Below are 15,371 nucleotides of genomic sequence, written 5' to 3' on the forward strand. Positions count from 1 at the left end.
CCGGCTGCCCGCGCGCCGGGGACCGGACAGGACGCGGTGCCATTGGGTAGTTTCGAACCGTGTCCGAGAACGACAAGACTCCTGCCCCCCGTCCGCTGACGGCGACGCATCCGCTGGCTCTGGCCCCGGTGAGCTCACCGCCGGCCACCGTTGACGGCTTCGTGCGCGAGTTCCTGGTCAATCTGAACCTCGAACGCGGCGTCGCACTGTCGTCGGCCACCGAGACCGACAAGTACCTGGCACTGGCGTCGACCGTGCGCGACTACCTCGTCGCGCGCTGGCTCGAGGACCAGCGGAGGCAGCGCGCCGACCAGAGCAAGGCCGTCTGCTACCTCTCGGCCGAGTACCTGCTCGGACGCCAGCTCGACAACAACCTCCTGGCATCGGGCCTGACCGACATTGCGACCCAGGCCCTCGCGGCGTGCGGCATCGACATCGACTCGATGCGTGCTCACGAGGTCGAGCCGGGCCTCGGCAACGGCGGTCTCGGGCGTCTGGCGGCGTGCTTCATCGATTCGCTCGCCACCCTGAGCGTGCCGAGCATCGGCTACGGCATCCGCTACGAGTACGGCATCTTCCGGCAGGTGTTCCGCGACGGTCAGCAGATCGAGAAGCCCGACGCCTGGCTGGCGCTCGGCTCGCCGTGGGAGTTCCGTCACCCCGAGGCAGCGCAGACGGTGTCGTTCGCCGGACACACCGAGACGTACGACGACGACGGCGTGCTGCGCTCGCGCTGGGTGCCGGCGTGGAGCGTTCGGGCGGTGCCCTACAACTACATGGTCCCGGGCTATCAGAACGGCCGCGTCAACACGCTTCGCCTGTGGAGCGCCGAGGCTACGAAGGCCTTCGACCTGCGCACGTTCAACAGCGGCGACTACGTCGAGGCGGTGCGCGCGCAGACCTTCGCCGAGAACATCTCGAAGGTGCTCTACCCCGAGGACTCCACCCCGCAGGGCAAGGAGCTGCGCCTGCAGCAGCAGTACTTCTTCGTCGCGGCGTCCATCGCCGACTACATGTCGAAGGTGCTGCCCGAGGACTTCGATCTGACGAAGCTGCCCGATCGCGTGATCTTCCAGCTCAACGACACGCATCCCGTCATCGCGGTTCCCGAGATGATGCGGGTGCTGGTCGACGAGCGCAAGCTCGACTGGGATGCCGCGTGGGCCATCACCCAGAAGTGCTTCGCGTACACGTGCCACACGCTTCTGCCCGAGGCGCTGGAGGTCTGGTCGGTCGATCTGCTGGGACGCCTGCTGCCGCGTCACCTCGAGATCATCTACCGCATCAACGACGAGTTCCTCCTCGCGGTGCGCGAGCGCTTCGGCGACGACGAACGCCGTCTGCGCGACATGTCGATCATCTCGGAGAACCCCGCGTCGGTGCGCATGGCGTACCTCGCGACGGTCGCGGGCGCGAAGGTCAACGGCGTCGCGGAGCTGCACTCGCAGCTGCTGCGCGAGAAGGTGCTGCACGACTTCGACGAGATGATGCCCGAGAAGTTCACGAACGTCACGAACGGCGTGACGCCGCGCCGGTTCATGCGCCTGGCCAACCCCGAGCTCTCCGAGCTCATCACCGCGGCGCTCGGCACCGGCTGGCTCACCGACCTCGAGCGGTTGCGCGAGCTCGAGTCGTACGCCGAGGACGCCGACTTCCGTGCCGCCTTCGCCGGCGTGAAGGCCGCCAACAAGCGCCGCCTGAACGAGGTGCTGCTCGCCCGCGACGGCTTCGCGATCGCCGACGACCACCTGCTCGACGTGATGGTCAAGCGCCTGCACGAGTACAAGCGGCAGATGCTCAAGGTGCTGCACATCGTGACCCTCTACGAGCGGGTCGTGTCGGGCCGGGTCGCGGCGTCCGACCTGCAGCCGCGCACCTTCATCTTCGGAGCCAAGGCGGCGCCCGGGTACGCGATGGCCAAGCGGGTCATCCACCTCATCAACGCCGTCGGCTCGGTCGTCAACAGCGACCCGCGCCTCGAGGGCCGCCTGAAGGTCGTCTTCCCGCCGAACTACAACGTCACGCTCGCCGAGCGCGTGATCCCGGCCGCCGACCTGTCGGAGCAGATCTCGCTCGCAGGCAAGGAGGCGTCGGGCACCGGCAACATGAAGTTCGCCCTCAACGGCGCGCTCACGATCGGCACCGACGACGGCGCGAACGTCGAGATCCGCGAGCTCGTGGGCGACGACAACTTCTTCCTCTTCGGCATGAGCGAGCCCGAGGTCGAGGAGCTCTGGGCGCGGGGTTATCGCCCGGGCGAGTTCGCCCAGGCCGACGACGAACTGCGCCGAGCCCTCGATCTCATCTCGTCTGGCGTCTTCTCGGGCGGCGACCGCTCGACGTTCGAGCCGATCGTCTCGAACCTGCTCTACGACGACCGCTTCATGGTGCTGGCCGACTACACGTCGTACATCGCCGCCCAGGAGCGTGTGGATGCCGCTTACGCCGACCGCGACGCCTGGACGCGATCGGCCATCCTCAACGTCGCCCGGACGGGCTTCTTCTCGTCCGACCGATCCATCCGCGACTACATCGACCGCATCTGGCACGCTCAGCCCGTGCGCTGACCGCGGCCGCAGCCGCATCCGTCAGCCGGGGAACAGCCAACGAAGGGAACGCCATGGCTCGCATCGCCGTCATCGGAGGCACCGGATACGCCGGCAGCCACATCGTCGCCGAGGCCGTCTCGCGCGGTCACACCGCCGTCTCGGTGGCACGGAAGCTGCCGGCCGACCGCGTCGACGGCGCCACGTACATCGAGGGCACGCTGCTCGACGTTCCGGCGCTCGTCGAGCAGCTCGACGGGGTGGATGTCGTCGTCTTGGCCGTCGCTCCGCGCGGCGACATGCAGGGGCAGGTGCGGCCGAACACGGCGCTGCTGGTGACGGCACTGCCCGAGAACGTCCGTGTCGGGGTCGTCGGCGGTGCCGGTGGCAGTCTCGTCGCCCCCGGGGGCCCGCGACTGATCGACAGCGGCTTCCCCGAGGAGTTCAAGGACGAGGCGCTCGAGGCGATCGGGGTCCTCGAGGACCTGCAGGCTGACGCCACCGGACGCGACTGGTTCTTCATCCATCCCGCCGGCGGCTTCGGCTCGTTCAACCCGGGCGAGCGCACGGGCAGCTACCGGGACGGGGGAGACGTGCTCGTCACCGACGAGAACGGCGACTCGTTCATCTCGGGCCCCGATTTCGCGATCGCGGTGCTCGACGAGATCGAGAACCCGCGGCACGTCCGCGAGCGGTTCACCGTCGGCTACTGAGCCGCCGCAGCGATCGCGGCTGGCGCGATCTCAGACCAGGTCGCGCCAGTCGACGGTGCTCTCGTCGTCGTCTTCGACCGGAACGGCGTCGGTGACGATCGGCACCGACATCGTCTCGGTCGGCGGACCCATGACGGTCGCCTCGTCGCGCCGATGGCGGAGGACGTTCTCGACGTAGGACGAGAGCACCTCGGCGAGGGGCACGGAACGGCCCTCGGTCTGCGACAGGTACCACCGGTGCTCGAGCACCTGGTGGAAGAGCTCAGCCGGCTCGAGCTTGGCTCGCAGGTCCCACGGCACGGAGAGCACGACCGGCTCGAACACGCGGGTGAGCCACTCGTGCGCGACCATCTCCTCGTTCGACCCGAGCCGCGAGACGCGGGCGCTGAACTCGTCGAGGTCGTTCAGCAGGCGCCGAGCCTGGTTCTCCTCGACATCCAGTCCCGTCAGACGCAGCAGGCGGCGCTGATGGTGCCCCGCATCGACGACCTTCGGCTGGATCGACACGCGTGTGCCGTCGGCTGCGGCGTCGATCGACATCTCGCCGATGTCGAAGCCGAGCGAGTTGAGCTTCTGCACACGCTCGGTGATGCGCCACGACTCGTTGGCCGAGAACGTCTCCTGGTCGGTCAGCGCCGCCCACAGCGAGTGATACGACGACATGATGCCGTCGGCGATGGCCACGGCATCCACCCCGCCCTCGAGCCGCCCTCCGGCCTCGAGGTCCATGATCTCGCCCGCGATGTTCGTCCGTGCGATGTCGAGGTCGTGCATCCGCTGTCCTCGCGTCAGTGCGCGCTCGTGGAGCTCGCCGGTCTCGGCGTCGACGAGGTAGGCGGCGAAGGCGCCGGCATCCCGTCGGAAGAGCGTGTTCGACAGCGACACGTCGCCCCAGAAGAAGCCGACGTTGTGCAGGCGCACGAGCAGCACCGCGAGGGCGTCGACGAGGCGCGTGGCGGTGTCGGGGCGGAGGACCTGCGTGAACAGCGCCCGGTAGGGGAGCGAGAACTTCAGGTGCGCGGTGACGAGAGCCGCCGGCAGCTCCTCGCCGTTCTCGTCGCGCCGGCCGTCGATCACGGCGACCCGCTCGACGCACGGCACATCCAGGCGCTGCAGCGACCCGAGCATCTCGTACTCGCGACGCGCCATCGTCGCGGTCGTCTCCTTGATGGCGACCACGCGCCCCGACAGGTTCGCGAAGCGCACCAGGTGGCGCGAGATGCCCTTCGGCAGATACACGATGTCGGGGGTCGACCAGTCGGCCAGCGTCGTGGACCAGGGCAGGGCGAGCAGGCCCGGATCGACGCTGCTGGCTGTGATCGAGAGCGAGGAGCGCACGGGTTCTCCGATCGGGTGGGGGCACAGAGCTGCGGCGCGGGCGACCGATGGCCACCCGCGCCGCAGCGTATGAAGATACCGGATCAGGCCGAGGCGATGGCCTTGTCGTTCAGACGGTCGCCGGTCTCGAGGTCGAACGCGTGGACGTGGCCGGGCTTGGCGGCAAGCGTCACGGTCTGGCCCGCGTTCGGGTGGTTGCGGCCGTCGACGCGCGCGACGATGTCGACGCGCTTGCCGCTGACATCGGTGTGGCCGTAGAGGTAGCCGTCAGCGCCGAGCTCTTCGACCAGGTCGACCTGCACGGGCAGGCCGCGGCCGTCGGCGGGGCCGACCTCGATGTCCTCGGGACGCACGCCCACGGTGACCTGGCTGCCGTGCGCACGACCGACGGTGTCGCGGTCGAGCGGGACGACCTCCGAACCGAAGCGGACGCCGCCGTCGGCGAGGTCTGCCGGGAAGAGGTTCATCGCCGGCGAGCCGATGAAGCCGGCGACGAACACGTTGTTCGGCTTCTCGTACAGGTCGCGGGGCGTGCCCACCTGCTGCAGGAGGCCGTCCTTGAGCACCGCGATGCGGTCGCCCATCGTGAGCGCCTCGGTCTGGTCGTGCGTGACGTAGACCGTGGTGACGCCCAGGCGACGCTGCAGCGACGCGATCTGGGTGCGCGTCTGGACGCGGAGCTTGGCGTCGAGGTTCGACAGCGGCTCGTCCATGAGGAACACCTGGGGCTGACGCACGATGGCGCGACCCATGGCGACACGCTGACGCTGACCACCCGAGAGGGCCTTCGGCTTGCGGGTCAGGTACTGCTCCAGGTCGAGCAGCTTGGCGGCCTCGAGCACGCGCTGAGCGCGCTCTTCCTTGCCGACGCCGGCGATCTTCAGGGCGAAGCCCATGTTCTCGGCGACGGTCATGTGCGGGTACAGCGCGTAGTTCTGGAAGACCATCGCGATGTCACGGTCCTTCGGCGGGACGTCGGTGACGTCGCGGTCGCCGATGCGGATGCTGCCCGAGTTGACCTCTTCGAGACCGGCGAGCATGCGCAGCGAGGTGGACTTACCGCAGCCGGAGGGGCCGACCAGGACGAGGAACTCGCCGTCGCCCACCTCGAGGTTGAGCTTGTCGACCGCGGGACGGGTGCCCCCGGGGTACAGGCGGGTTGCGTTGTCGAAAGTGACGGACGCCATCGTTTCTTCTCCTTCACCGGCAGGTACGTGCCGGACGATCCGTTGTGAATGGAACGGGGTCGCCCCCGTACGCCCATCGTTGGACGCGATCTCAGTATGGCACGCGCGCGAGCGGAATGAGCGCGCGGACGCCCGCCGCGGATGCGCCGCCACGCGAAGTGCTCTGGGCTTTCCCAGACTGGCTGATTACCATCGACTGACTCGTGAAGCCCGCGACGAGTCCTCGCGCGGCCCTCATCCTTTTCGTTCTCCGAGGTTTCATGTCTTCTGACGACACCCACGACGCGCCCGAATCGCCGGCGGTCACCGACCGCCGTGAAGCGGTTCGCGAGAAGGCGCTCCAGGTTCACACGCGCCAGTCCCGGGCCCGCATCGCGCGCCGCTCGGGCCTCGGCCTGCTGGCTGTCGGCGCCGTCGCCACAGCCGCCGTCATGGTGACGATGACGGTCTCGGGCGCGACCAGTCAGCCGCAACTCCAGCCGGCGACCTCGTCGCGCGACGGCTTCGTCGTGGCGGATGTCGTCACGGGATCGATCGCGACCGACATCGAGGCGCAGGCCGAAGCTCCGGCCGAGCCGGCGGAGTCGACCGAAGCCGCTGAACCCGCCGAGGGACTGCCGGCTCCGACGGCGACGGCGCAGCCCCCCGTCGAGATCCGCGTCTACGTCGACTACCTCTCCGCCGGTGCGCGCGAGTGGCAGCTGGCCAACTCGCAGCAGCTGACGTCGTGGGTCGACGACGGCGCCGTCACCCTCAGCTACTACCCGGTCGCCATGCTCACCGCGAAGTCGAACGGCACGAAGTACTCGCTCCGTGCTGCCAGCGCGGCAGCATGCGTCGCGACGCACTCGCCCGACGCGTTCTACGCGTTCAACAACGAACTGCTCACCCGTCAGCCGGACGTCGACACCGACGGCTTCTCGGACACGCAGCTGGCCGACATGGCGCTGGCCTCCGGTGTCGACTCGACCAAGGTGATTCGCGAGTGCATCGAGTCGGGCTCGTACGCAGCGTGGGCCAAAGCCGCCACCGAGCGCGCGGTCGCCGGCATCCCCGACACGGACGGCCTCTCGCTGACCGGCACGCCGATGGTCCTGGTGAACGGCAAGCAGTACATCGGCGACCTGGCCGATCCCGCGGAGTTCTCGCAGTTCGTGCTCACCACGGCGAGCGACGCGTACTACCGGTCGGCCCCGACTCCCACCCCGACGCCGACGCCCGCGTCCTGAGCCCAGCCGGTTCGCGCCCCCGTCACGTCACCGATCGCCGCGTCATCCGCTTTGCGCGGTTGCGGTGCGGGACGAGCGCGTCCCGAGTGATAATCTCGACGCCGCGATGGCCCCGCCCGCCCCGCCGCGTCGTGTTGTGCGCTTCCCGCGCGCGCAGCCTTTCCCAGAGAGACACCACCGTGCCCTTCCACAGCAAGAAGACCCTGGAACACTGGGTCGCGGAGTTCATCGAATCGCGCGGCGCCGGCGACGAGGTGCGTGTGGCCGTGCAGGACGGGTCGGATGGCGCGGACACCGGTCTCGTCCTGGTCCCGCTCGAACACGCCCCGAACGCGGTCTACATCGAGCCGACCGGTGAGGCTGACGACCTCAGCTGGTCGGTCTCGATCGAGCCCCATGACCAGACGCTCGTGCTGTCGAGCTTCGAGCTGAACGCGCTGACTCACGAGCTGCTGATCGCCGCGGAGCTGTGCGCCTACCTGCAGGAGAAGTCCCTCGGCCACTACGAGCCCGACGGCGCCCCCGACCCGACCGGCACCTCCGCCAGTGCGGGCTAACCCTCGCGGCGAGGTCAGGGCTTCAGCCTGCACGCTCTAGACTCGATTCGGAAGTGCCGTGCCGCGGGGTACGGCTCTCGTCCCGCGCGACGGGGCTTGCCGACTTGGCGCAATTGGTAGCGCACCGTACTTGTAATACCGGAAACGGTTGTTTCCCGTCATTCCGCGGAGTTGCGTAGCGTTCCGTTTGGTACGCGTTTCCGGGCTAGAACGTTTCCCGTCATTCCTGCTCATTCCGGGGAATGTGCGGAGTAAATGCGGAGTAGCGCACTAGCGCTCGTTGTTTCTCGCACCGGTGACGGCGCACGCTTGACTGATGGATGAGCTGAGCGAGATCGGCCGGCGCGCGAGCGAAGTCGGGATCCGCATCCCGGATCAATACCCCACCCACGCCGACGTCGGTCGGGAGTGGTTGTGGTGGCACGTCGAGAAGCGACGTTGGCGACGCGTCGAGCTGCTCGAGGTAGCCGAGGGCAAGCCGAAGCGCGTGAAGGTACAGCATCTTGATCCGGACATGGCGGCACGGGCCGCTTGGTCGCCGATAGGGCGGTGCAGGATTCCGTGGGATCAGCGCGACGTTTACATCGAGTCGGTCGATAGCTGGTCGCGCGCTGTGGGCCATCCCTTCGACGATGATGAACGCGACGCGGCGATCGAGGTGTTCCTTGCGGTCGTGACAGAGGAGATCGCGTTCCTGGGGTACAAGCCGGGTGGCACCCTCGAGCTGAAGGATCCGCAGCGGCTCTCGGCTATGGCTGGTATCGCCGTCGCGGAGCTCCTCGGGCACCCTGACACCTACCGCGACGCAGACGGATGGCTGATTCCGTGGCCGGTCACGAAGCGGGTCGCGATGTCCCTTGCTCAGCAAGATCCGCTTCGATTCGTGCGTGCGATCGCGCACGAGGAGCAGCAGACGCGGCCAGAGATCGAGGCTCTCATCGAGGGCGAGATCGCCGGCGGCCGCGACGAGCTCAAGTGGATGACGGACGAGGAGAAAGAGGAGGTCGTGCGAAAGTCGTTCGAGAGGACGGCTGGTCGGCGAGCAATCCTCCTGAGTTGGGTCGGTGGTACGCGTCCCTCTCTAGGGCAGGAGTACCGGCGGCTGCAGGGGCGGTACCGAGAACTGGCACGGCTTGCTGCAGACGCCGTCCCGGAGTTGCGCTCGAGGCGGACGCAGACTTCGGCGGCGTTGGCAGACCGTATCGAGTCGGTAGTGACGGCCGGCCAGCGCCTTCCCGATGTCAGCGACGTCTAGGGCGTTCGACCCCTGGCCCATCGACGTTCCCAACCCTGCCTGGTTGCGGCCGTCCTGGGCGACTGGTGCCACGGGTCAGGGTGAGGCTCGGCCTTCTGGCGGACGCTCTCGAGCACTTCGGTAACGATGAAGCGCCACCGGTTGCTGATCTTGAGGGCTGGTATGACTCCGGAGCGCGCCCACCGGTAGATGGTGTCCGGGCTGACCGAAAGCACTCGAGACATCTCGAGGACGTCGACTGTCGCTTCGCGCTGGGGATTCATGACTCGTCAGGCTGGCCTGAGTCTCCGTGCCAGGTGCGGTGCAGGACGTGAAGCTGTTTGCTCTTGGTGAGAACGTCCATCCAGTCATCCCGAGCTGGATCGATGCCAGATTCGATCACCCATTCCACGGCTTCCTCGAAGGTCATTCGAGGCACCGGTCGATGAGCCCTAGCCCCGCCGGCACCTGGTATTGCCATGTGCAGGTGAGGGCGCGTCTCATGGCTGTCGCCCACAGGGTGCCAGTGCATGGCCCACAGGACCTCGTCAGCGACGCTCAGAGAGTAGATGTACTCCAGGGTCGTGACGCGCCAGCCAGTTTCGTGCGGAACGAACCGGTACTTCATCGCCGCCCGGAAGCAGTAGCCGCCCGGGAAGACCATCCCAGCGCCTAGGCGGCCGAGATTCCATGCGTGATCCTTATGTACGTTGTACGCACCGCCGTTTGAGAACGTGATCTTGGCAAGGCCCAGGCAGGCCACCGCCGCTTCGAGTGGCTCGACGAACGCGCGATGGGCTTCCGCAGGCGTTCTTCCGGGCATTCGGAGTCTCAGCGGGCGAAGGGAGCCAGCGTCACCAAGTGCAGCACGTCGACGTCGTCGCTACCGTTATATGCGCCCTCGTCCACGTTGTGAAGAAACTCATCGAGCGAGATGCCGAGGCGGTCACCCACGAGACGCGCCATGGCCTCGCGAGACTCATCCGCGTCCAGCTCCTCGCTAGCCGTCACAGTGATCTCGATGATGCTCATGCTTGCCTCCTTTCTTTCCTCCTGCACAAGATAGTGCGGGGGTCAGACATCTCCCATGGTGCCACAGGTGGGATGGCTGCGGCCTGATCGCGCGACAGCAGAACGTACCAATGTCGGCGTAGGATGGCAGCTTCTCGGCCGGAGGAAGGATCCCGGCCATGCGATCACCGCTCACCGCCGAGATGCAGTTAGACGTGACTCTCTCCGCGATCTGCTCTCGCAACCGTTACACGACGGACCCAGCCGCCGTGATCCGCGAGCTCGTCGCGGCGGCGGGGGATCGCGTCGACATCCTCGCTCGGGTCGCCGGCACGTGGGCTGGTTACTTCGAGACGCGCGAGACGAGCGCGATCGTGACCGCTCTACGCGGCATACCCGGCGCTGACCGGTGGGTAGCGGAGGGGCGTCGGCGTCGAGGGATACCAACGCACGGTGCGCCCATGAGCAGGGCCGATGTCTCTGCCGGTGGATAGGCTGCGGGCATGAAACGCGCTGAGGCCGTCGCCGTCGCTCTTACCCTCATCTTGCTTGCGGGATGCTCGAGCACCGGCACGCGTGATGCAGACTCGGTCTCGCCCTCTGCCGCCGTCTCAAGCCCGGCTGCCAACATTGCACCAAACGACATCGACTCTGTGGAAACTGCGAGCCAATGGGCGCAGGACCTCGACGATTCGGCCATAGGGGCGCAGGTCGCGGAGGGCATCGAACGGATCCTTCCCCTCGTGCACGAGTCCGGTGTGCCCACGATCGATGCGAACCGGATTAGCCGGGACCTACTCAGCCTGCAGATCGACGTTCTGGATTCTCCGGATACGGCTACCTCGAGACTGCCCGAACTGATCGGGCTGATCGACGAGCTCGCCGCTAGCTGAGACCAGTCGATGATGACGTCTCAACTAGAGGTCCTGCACTTTGTCGGCTTATGGTGGCGGATCGAGGGGTTCCCCACCGCGAGCGAATGGCAGGCGGTCGCAGCGGTGTTGACCCTCGTTGTGGCTGCCACTGCAGCCATCGTCGCACTCAGTCAGCTTCGCCAGGGGCGTCACCAACTGCGTCTGTCCGCAGAGGCGAATCTGCGCGCTGCGGAGGCCGCCGAATCCGAAGCGAGACCGTACATCTCGGTGCGATTCGATCTGCGGGTCATCCCCGGTGCCCGTCCGAAGGATCCTCGCCACACGGGGGTGCTCTTCGTCGTGATCGAGTGCGTGGGTCGGACACCGGCGCGCGAAATCTCGCTCACCGTCTCGCCAGCCTTCGAGACGAGCGGGGAAGGACGACCCGGCACCGCCGAGGAGGATCCGGCGATGGTCGCGTTGTCGGAGGTCTTCTCGGGTGAACCGGTGATCGGAATGCTGCACCCTGGACAACAGCTCGACTACATTCTCGATTACACCGCCAACGTAGTCGGTAGCGAGGAGCTTCCCCAGCGGTACGAAGTGACAGCCACCTACTCCGATGCCACTGGCATCCGTCGCTACACCGAGCCACACATCCTTGATCTACGCCCGTGGCGATTCTCGATCGCGGAACCCACAGCAATCGACGTCATCGCTCGGCAGATGCGCAGGGTGAACGAGAACCTCGAGCGCGGCTGACGCGCTCCGGCCTAGCCGCCGGGCTCCGACTCTGATTCGCTTTCGTGAGTCAGAGACGCTACCAGCGCTTGGATGATGGCTTCAGCTTCTGACCCGAACTCATTTCGAAGCGCATGGGCAACGTTGCTCACCAACTCTCGTACCACGTTGAGGGTCGGGTCCAACTCCCCGTCACGCCATGGGTCGCTCACCATTTCTTGATACGCAGCGCGGAAAACGTCGTTCGAGCGGCTCAACGCAGCGGCGACCATACGTGCCGCACGAAGCTCGTCCACTGGCCTGGATCCCGGCTGTCTCGCACCATTCATGAGATCATCCTCGCCCAAACGTTCGTCACACCCGCCGGCCCCCTCTGAATGACGATGTCAAACCGGTCACGGCATCTACTGACGACGCGTCTGCCACGGATTTAACCCGTCCGAGCAGGTAGTCACCGGTGAACGGGTTCTCGACATAGACGACGGGGCTGGCAGCCGGCGCGACCGTTTGAATGCCTAGGCGATTCCCCGCCTCCTGCCAGATCCCGATGTTCCGATCCCGCTGATCCGGCTTCCCCGAGATATATGCCTCCCAGACGGTCTCCGGCTCAGCGAACTTATGGATTGCGGCTGGTCTGGCGCTGTAAATGCCGGTCTGGACGATGCCGCCATCAGCGAACGCGCGGGAGTGGTCGTAGAGGTTCCCGTTCGCAGACGCGCCAACAATCGCTCCGAGGCCACCTACGTTCGCACTGAGGGTCACGGTCTTGCCGGATGGTATTGCGTTGATCGCCGCCAGGAACCGCTCAACCCGCTGCTGTGCTGATGCGGTCTCCCCGATGACCTGAAACTCCTTCTCGGGGGGAATCGCGTAGATCTTGTCAGCAAGGCTCTGCGCTTCCTCGGCGGTGTAACCGAGATCCTGAGCGCGACGGATCAGATCCTCACGGCCATTGATGAGCGCCTGGCGGAACTCATCGGTGTTTTGCGACGCGTTGTACTGTGCCTGTGCCGCGTCTTGTGACTTCGATGCCAGGTCGACGAGCATGTCGAGGTTGTTGCGGCCCGCTTCGGTCCCCTGATCGAGAGTGATCGAGTAACCTTCCTGCCCCTCACGCGCACGGGCGATCGTGTCGTCCACGTTCGCCAGGGCGTTCTGGTACTCGATGTTCGAGATGATCGCGTCCTGACCGACCCCGTTCGCTTCGTTGATGGTGTCGATCAGCTGGTTCAGCTGGTCGTTCAAGCCGCCAGCTTGGTCCGCGGCTTCGAGGTAGGCGTCTGCGGCTGTCTTGGTGACCTCCGCAGCTACCTCTGTGACGCTGTTCTTCTGCTCGTTAAGGCGTATGGCGTCTTCGATCGATCGGTTCTCGCCGAGCACTGCTTCGGTGAGGACAGTAGACGCGGAGGACACATCGCCCAGGGAGATACCGAGACGGTCCGCCATCTCCTGAGCGGCCTCCGTCTGCCCCTCCCCGGCCGCTAGAACCCCCTGCAGTTCCTTGAGCGCATCGACGTTGCCCGTGGCCGCATCAGTGACCGTAGTGAGAGAGATGCCGAGCTTCTCCGCTGCGTCGTATGCCGACCCGCGAGAGATCCACAACCACGACTGCTCAGCGGCCAGGTTCTCCTTTGCGAAGTCTCTAGACGCGTTCGTCAGGTTGTTGGTGCCCTCCTCGAGAGTGTCCGCATAGGCCCGCGCGCGCGCCTGCGCTTCCGCATGCCGCTTAGCGAGCTCGCCCACGATCGCGAACAGACCCCCGAGAGCAAGGCCGGCAATGCCAGCCCCGGCCGCAACACGGCCGATCGACATGCCCGAAGCATCCAGCGTGGCCTTCATCTCTAGGAACTTCGGCACGGCCGAGAATGCAGCACCGCCGAAGAGGGTCACGGCCGCAGTGCCACCAGCGACGGCGAGCACCGCATCCTGTACCGGCTCGGGAAGGTCGTTGTAGACGTCGATGAGGCCGGTGATCGACTGCACCAACCCGCGCAGCGTGTCATTTGCGGCAGCACCGGTCTGAATGAGCGCAGCGTCCATCGCCCCGCTCAGCGCTTCAAGATCGCCGTTCAGGTTGTCGAGGCGGTCACGCGCCGTTGCCGCCGCATACCCGCTGTCATCCACGGCTGCGGTCCATTCCTGAACACCCTTCGCGCCGGCACGGTACAGCGCGGTCGCCGCCGTCACAGTTTCCCGCCCGAAGATGATGCCCAGAGAAGCGTCTCGCGAGGCGCCATCCATGTTGGAGTAAGCCCCTGACAGTTGCTGTGCGGCATTCTCGAGACCTAGGAAGTTGCCCTGCGAGTCGTACAGAGTCAGACCCAGCCGCTCAATCTCCTTCCGCGCCTGAGACGACGGAGACGTCAGCGACGAGAGGACGCCACGAAGCGACGTACCCGCTTGCTCGCCGATGATGCCCTGCTGCGCGAACAGCGCCAGGACACCCGTCGTCTCTTCGAGCGAGACACCCATCGACGCGGCCACCGGACCCACGAACTTCAGACCGTTAGCGAGATCGTCGACGGAACCCATAGCCTTGCCAGCACCCGCAGCCAGGACATCGGCGACGTGAGCCGCGTCGTCCCCCGACAGACCGAATTGGTTCAGCGCGGTGGATGTGACCTCAGCTGCACGTGCCACGTCCAGCTCACCCGCCGCTGCCAGATCCAGAGCCCCCGCCAGCCCACCCGCCAGGATGTCCGCCGTAGAAACACCGGCCTTCGCCAACTCCTCGATAGCCCCAGCCGCCTCCTCAGCGGAATACACCGTCGAGGATCCAGCATCGATTGCCGCGTCCCGCAGAAGATCCATGTTCGCGGAGGTCTCGTGCGTCGCCGCCTTAACGTTCGACATCGCCGCATCGAAGTCGGCGAACCGCTTCACCGCCACGGCCACACCAGCAGCCATGAGACCGCCCGCCACCATGCCGGCGCGCCCCAGAGCATCGAATGACTCGCGCGCCTGCGCCAGCTTCTCGGCCTCCGAGCCCACCTTCCGGGTCGACTGGGCCGCTTCCTGCATCGCCTTGTTGTACTCAGCGACCTTCACGCTGAGCCGTACCGCGACTGTCCGCTCAGCCATCTGCGGTTCCCTTCTCTCTGCGCTCGACTCGCAGGTGCTGCAACATCTGCATCGGCTTCCCAACGTGCATCCACCACAGAGCCGAGACGACGTCAGCGCGTGACGGCGCGTCCATGAGCTGCCAGATCTGCGCCCACTGCTCTGGGGTTGGGTGGTCTCCTGCCACGGTCACCGCTTCTCCGGGCCACGATTCGACGAGCTCATCGCTGTTGCACGACAACTTCGCGTCGATGGTGTGACCGGGACGGGGATTCGTGCGCGTACGCGCAACCCAGTCGTCTCCCCGAATTTCCGTGACGATGATCTCTGCCGTCTCCTCGCCGAACGTCACCTCAAACGAGATGGTGTCCATCGGCCTGTTCCGAGCTTTCTCGATCAGCGCCTCAAGCCGCTCAGACAGTCGCGACGGAGCCCGCTGTACCGCCTGCGGATCCTCGGACGGTTTCCCGTCAATCAGCGCCTGGATGTCAGTGCTCGCCATATCCGTCCTCCATAGTCCGAGCAGTCGCCCGCCTCAGCGCTTCGTCATCGGCTTCGGTCCACTCCGTCGATGTCTGTCGCGCCAACGCCCGACGCACCTCCATCTCCTTCTGGGACGGTGCACGGTTCGCGTATTCCTGCAGCAGCCACCGCTGCGCCTCATCGCGACCAAGCGGTCCTCTTCGAACGTTCTCTTCAGTCACGCGTTACTCCTATCGGCAGGGGTGCGGGGAGGGCCTGGAACACCTCGAGCGGTTGACCACCGGGAAGGCGACCCTTCTCTCCCCGCAGAAAAATCGGGGTGCGGGAGTGGCCTCAGAGGGCCCATACCCGAACCGCCGGAGGGGGGAACTTTCGGTCTGTCAGGTTCAAAATGTTCGGGGAGTCGGAAAACCTTTGA

General features: G+C 66.3%; 15 protein-coding genes. 7 read left to right on the forward strand and 8 right to left on the reverse strand.

Annotation, left to right across the window (positions count from 1 at the left end; genetic code table 11):
* Positions 1-95 precede the first annotated feature (95 nt).
* Together JOF37_RS14545 and JOF37_RS14550 are read left to right on the forward strand one after the other, a co-directional pair.
* Positions 96-2,567, forward strand: coding sequence for a glycogen/starch/alpha-glucan phosphorylase (locus tag JOF37_RS14545; RefSeq protein ID WP_245338818.1), 2,472 nt, complete (start codon positions 96-98; stop codon positions 2,565-2,567).
* Between the two features lie 53 nt (positions 2,568-2,620).
* The gene (locus JOF37_RS14550; protein ID WP_210007475.1) at positions 2,621-3,259 is read left to right on the forward strand and encodes an NAD(P)-dependent oxidoreductase; all 639 of its coding nucleotides are present in this window, start codon (positions 2,621-2,623) and stop codon (positions 3,257-3,259) included.
* Positions 3,260-3,289: 30 nt separating this feature from the next.
* Here JOF37_RS14550 and JOF37_RS14555 read toward each other — a convergent pair whose 3' ends face one another.
* Positions 3,290-4,597 (reverse strand): DUF4032 domain-containing protein, encoded by a 1,308-nt coding sequence (locus JOF37_RS14555; RefSeq protein ID WP_210007476.1) that lies wholly within the window; start codon positions 4,595-4,597, stop codon positions 3,290-3,292.
* An 83-nt stretch (positions 4,598-4,680) separates the two neighbouring features.
* Positions 4,681-5,784 (reverse strand): ABC transporter ATP-binding protein, encoded by a 1,104-nt coding sequence (locus JOF37_RS14560; RefSeq protein ID WP_210007477.1) that lies wholly within the window; start codon positions 5,782-5,784, stop codon positions 4,681-4,683.
* Between the two features lie 260 nt (positions 5,785-6,044).
* Between JOF37_RS14560 and JOF37_RS14565 the strand changes: the two genes are divergently transcribed.
* From JOF37_RS14565 to JOF37_RS14575, 3 genes are all read left to right on the forward strand, one after another.
* Positions 6,045-7,013 carry a DsbA family protein gene (locus tag JOF37_RS14565; protein WP_210007478.1) on the forward strand — a complete coding sequence of 323 codons (969 nt, stop codon included), beginning with the start codon at positions 6,045-6,047 and terminating at the stop codon, positions 7,011-7,013.
* Between the two features lie 179 nt (positions 7,014-7,192).
* Positions 7,193-7,570 carry a hypothetical protein gene (locus tag JOF37_RS14570; protein WP_210007479.1) on the forward strand — a complete coding sequence of 126 codons (378 nt, stop codon included), beginning with the start codon at positions 7,193-7,195 and terminating at the stop codon, positions 7,568-7,570.
* Positions 7,571-7,886: 316 nt separating this feature from the next.
* Entirely contained in the window at positions 7,887-8,825 is a 939-nt protein-coding gene (locus JOF37_RS14575; RefSeq protein ID WP_210007480.1) for a hypothetical protein, read from the forward strand.
* Here the strand turns inward: JOF37_RS14575 and JOF37_RS15830 are convergent.
* From JOF37_RS15830 to JOF37_RS14590, 3 genes are read right to left on the reverse strand one after another with little or no spacing between them, the layout of a single operon-like run.
* On the reverse strand, positions 8,822-9,088 hold the full coding sequence (locus JOF37_RS15830) for a helix-turn-helix domain-containing protein (protein WP_210007481.1): 267 nt from the start codon (positions 9,086-9,088) through the stop codon (positions 8,822-8,824). The two genes, JOF37_RS14575 and JOF37_RS15830, sit on opposite strands and share 4 nt — an antisense overlap.
* Entirely contained in the window at positions 9,085-9,627 is a 543-nt protein-coding gene (locus JOF37_RS14585; protein ID WP_210007482.1) for a hypothetical protein, read from the reverse strand. Before JOF37_RS14585 ends, JOF37_RS15830 begins: the two co-directional genes overlap by 4 nt.
* An 8-nt stretch (positions 9,628-9,635) precedes the next feature.
* A complete protein-coding gene (locus tag JOF37_RS14590; protein WP_210007483.1) occupies positions 9,636-9,836 on the reverse strand; it encodes a hypothetical protein in 201 nt (66 codons plus the stop codon).
* Positions 9,837-10,318: 482 nt separating this feature from the next.
* On the opposite strand from JOF37_RS14590, the gene JOF37_RS14595 reads away from it, so the two are divergent.
* Entirely contained in the window at positions 10,319-10,708 is a 390-nt protein-coding gene (locus JOF37_RS14595) for a hypothetical protein (protein ID WP_210007484.1), read from the forward strand.
* Positions 10,709-10,717: 9 nt separating this feature from the next.
* Entirely contained in the window at positions 10,718-11,431 is a 714-nt protein-coding gene (locus JOF37_RS14600; RefSeq protein WP_210007485.1) for a DUF8453 domain-containing protein, read from the forward strand.
* Positions 11,432-11,764: 333 nt separating this feature from the next.
* Here the strand turns inward: JOF37_RS14600 and JOF37_RS14605 are convergent, their stop codons facing one another.
* The 3 genes from JOF37_RS14605 to JOF37_RS14615 are packed head-to-tail and all read right to left on the reverse strand — an operon-like array spanning position 11,765 to position 15,174.
* Positions 11,765-14,491 (reverse strand): phage tail tape measure protein, encoded by a 2,727-nt coding sequence (locus tag JOF37_RS14605; protein WP_210007486.1) that lies wholly within the window; start codon positions 14,489-14,491, stop codon positions 11,765-11,767.
* On the reverse strand, positions 14,484-14,972 hold the full coding sequence (locus tag JOF37_RS14610) for a hypothetical protein (protein WP_210007487.1): 489 nt from the start codon (positions 14,970-14,972) through the stop codon (positions 14,484-14,486). Before JOF37_RS14610 ends, JOF37_RS14605 begins: the two co-directional genes overlap by 8 nt.
* Positions 14,959-15,174 carry a hypothetical protein gene (locus JOF37_RS14615; protein WP_210007488.1) on the reverse strand — a complete coding sequence of 72 codons (216 nt, stop codon included), beginning with the start codon at positions 15,172-15,174 and terminating at the stop codon, positions 14,959-14,961. The genes JOF37_RS14610 and JOF37_RS14615 overlap by 14 nt, the downstream gene beginning before the upstream one ends.
* Between the last annotated feature and the right edge of the window lie 197 nt (positions 15,175-15,371).

The sequence above is a fragment of the Microbacterium imperiale genome, from assembly GCF_017876655.1.
GTDB classification, from domain to species: domain Bacteria; phylum Actinomycetota; class Actinomycetes; order Actinomycetales; family Microbacteriaceae; genus Microbacterium; species Microbacterium imperiale.

What these genes read in the sequence shown, in the direction of transcription:
- JOF37_RS14550 (WP_210007475.1), top strand. Translation starts at nt 2,621, where the DNA reads ATGGCTCGCATCGCCGTCATCGGAGGCACCGGATACGCCGGCAGCCAC.
- JOF37_RS14560 (WP_210007477.1), bottom strand. Translation starts at nt 5,784, where the DNA reads ATGGCGTCCGTCACTTTCGACAACGCAACCCGCCTGTACCCCGGGGGC.
- JOF37_RS14565 (WP_210007478.1), top strand. Translation starts at nt 6,045, where the DNA reads ATGTCTTCTGACGACACCCACGACGCGCCCGAATCGCCGGCGGTCACC.
- JOF37_RS14575 (WP_210007480.1), top strand. Translation starts at nt 7,887, where the DNA reads ATGGATGAGCTGAGCGAGATCGGCCGGCGCGCGAGCGAAGTCGGGATC.
- JOF37_RS15830 (WP_210007481.1), bottom strand. Translation starts at nt 9,088, where the DNA reads ATGAATCCCCAGCGCGAAGCGACAGTCGACGTCCTCGAGATGTCTCGA.
- JOF37_RS14585 (WP_210007482.1), bottom strand. Translation starts at nt 9,627, where the DNA reads ATGCCCGGAAGAACGCCTGCGGAAGCCCATCGCGCGTTCGTCGAGCCA.
- JOF37_RS14590 (WP_210007483.1), bottom strand. Translation starts at nt 9,836, where the DNA reads ATGAGCATCATCGAGATCACTGTGACGGCTAGCGAGGAGCTGGACGCG.
- JOF37_RS14595 (WP_210007484.1), top strand. Translation starts at nt 10,319, where the DNA reads ATGAAACGCGCTGAGGCCGTCGCCGTCGCTCTTACCCTCATCTTGCTT.
- JOF37_RS14600 (WP_210007485.1), top strand. Translation starts at nt 10,718, where the DNA reads ATGATGACGTCTCAACTAGAGGTCCTGCACTTTGTCGGCTTATGGTGG.
- JOF37_RS14605 (WP_210007486.1), bottom strand. Translation starts at nt 14,491, where the DNA reads ATGGCTGAGCGGACAGTCGCGGTACGGCTCAGCGTGAAGGTCGCTGAG.
- JOF37_RS14610 (WP_210007487.1), bottom strand. Translation starts at nt 14,972, where the DNA reads ATGGCGAGCACTGACATCCAGGCGCTGATTGACGGGAAACCGTCCGAG.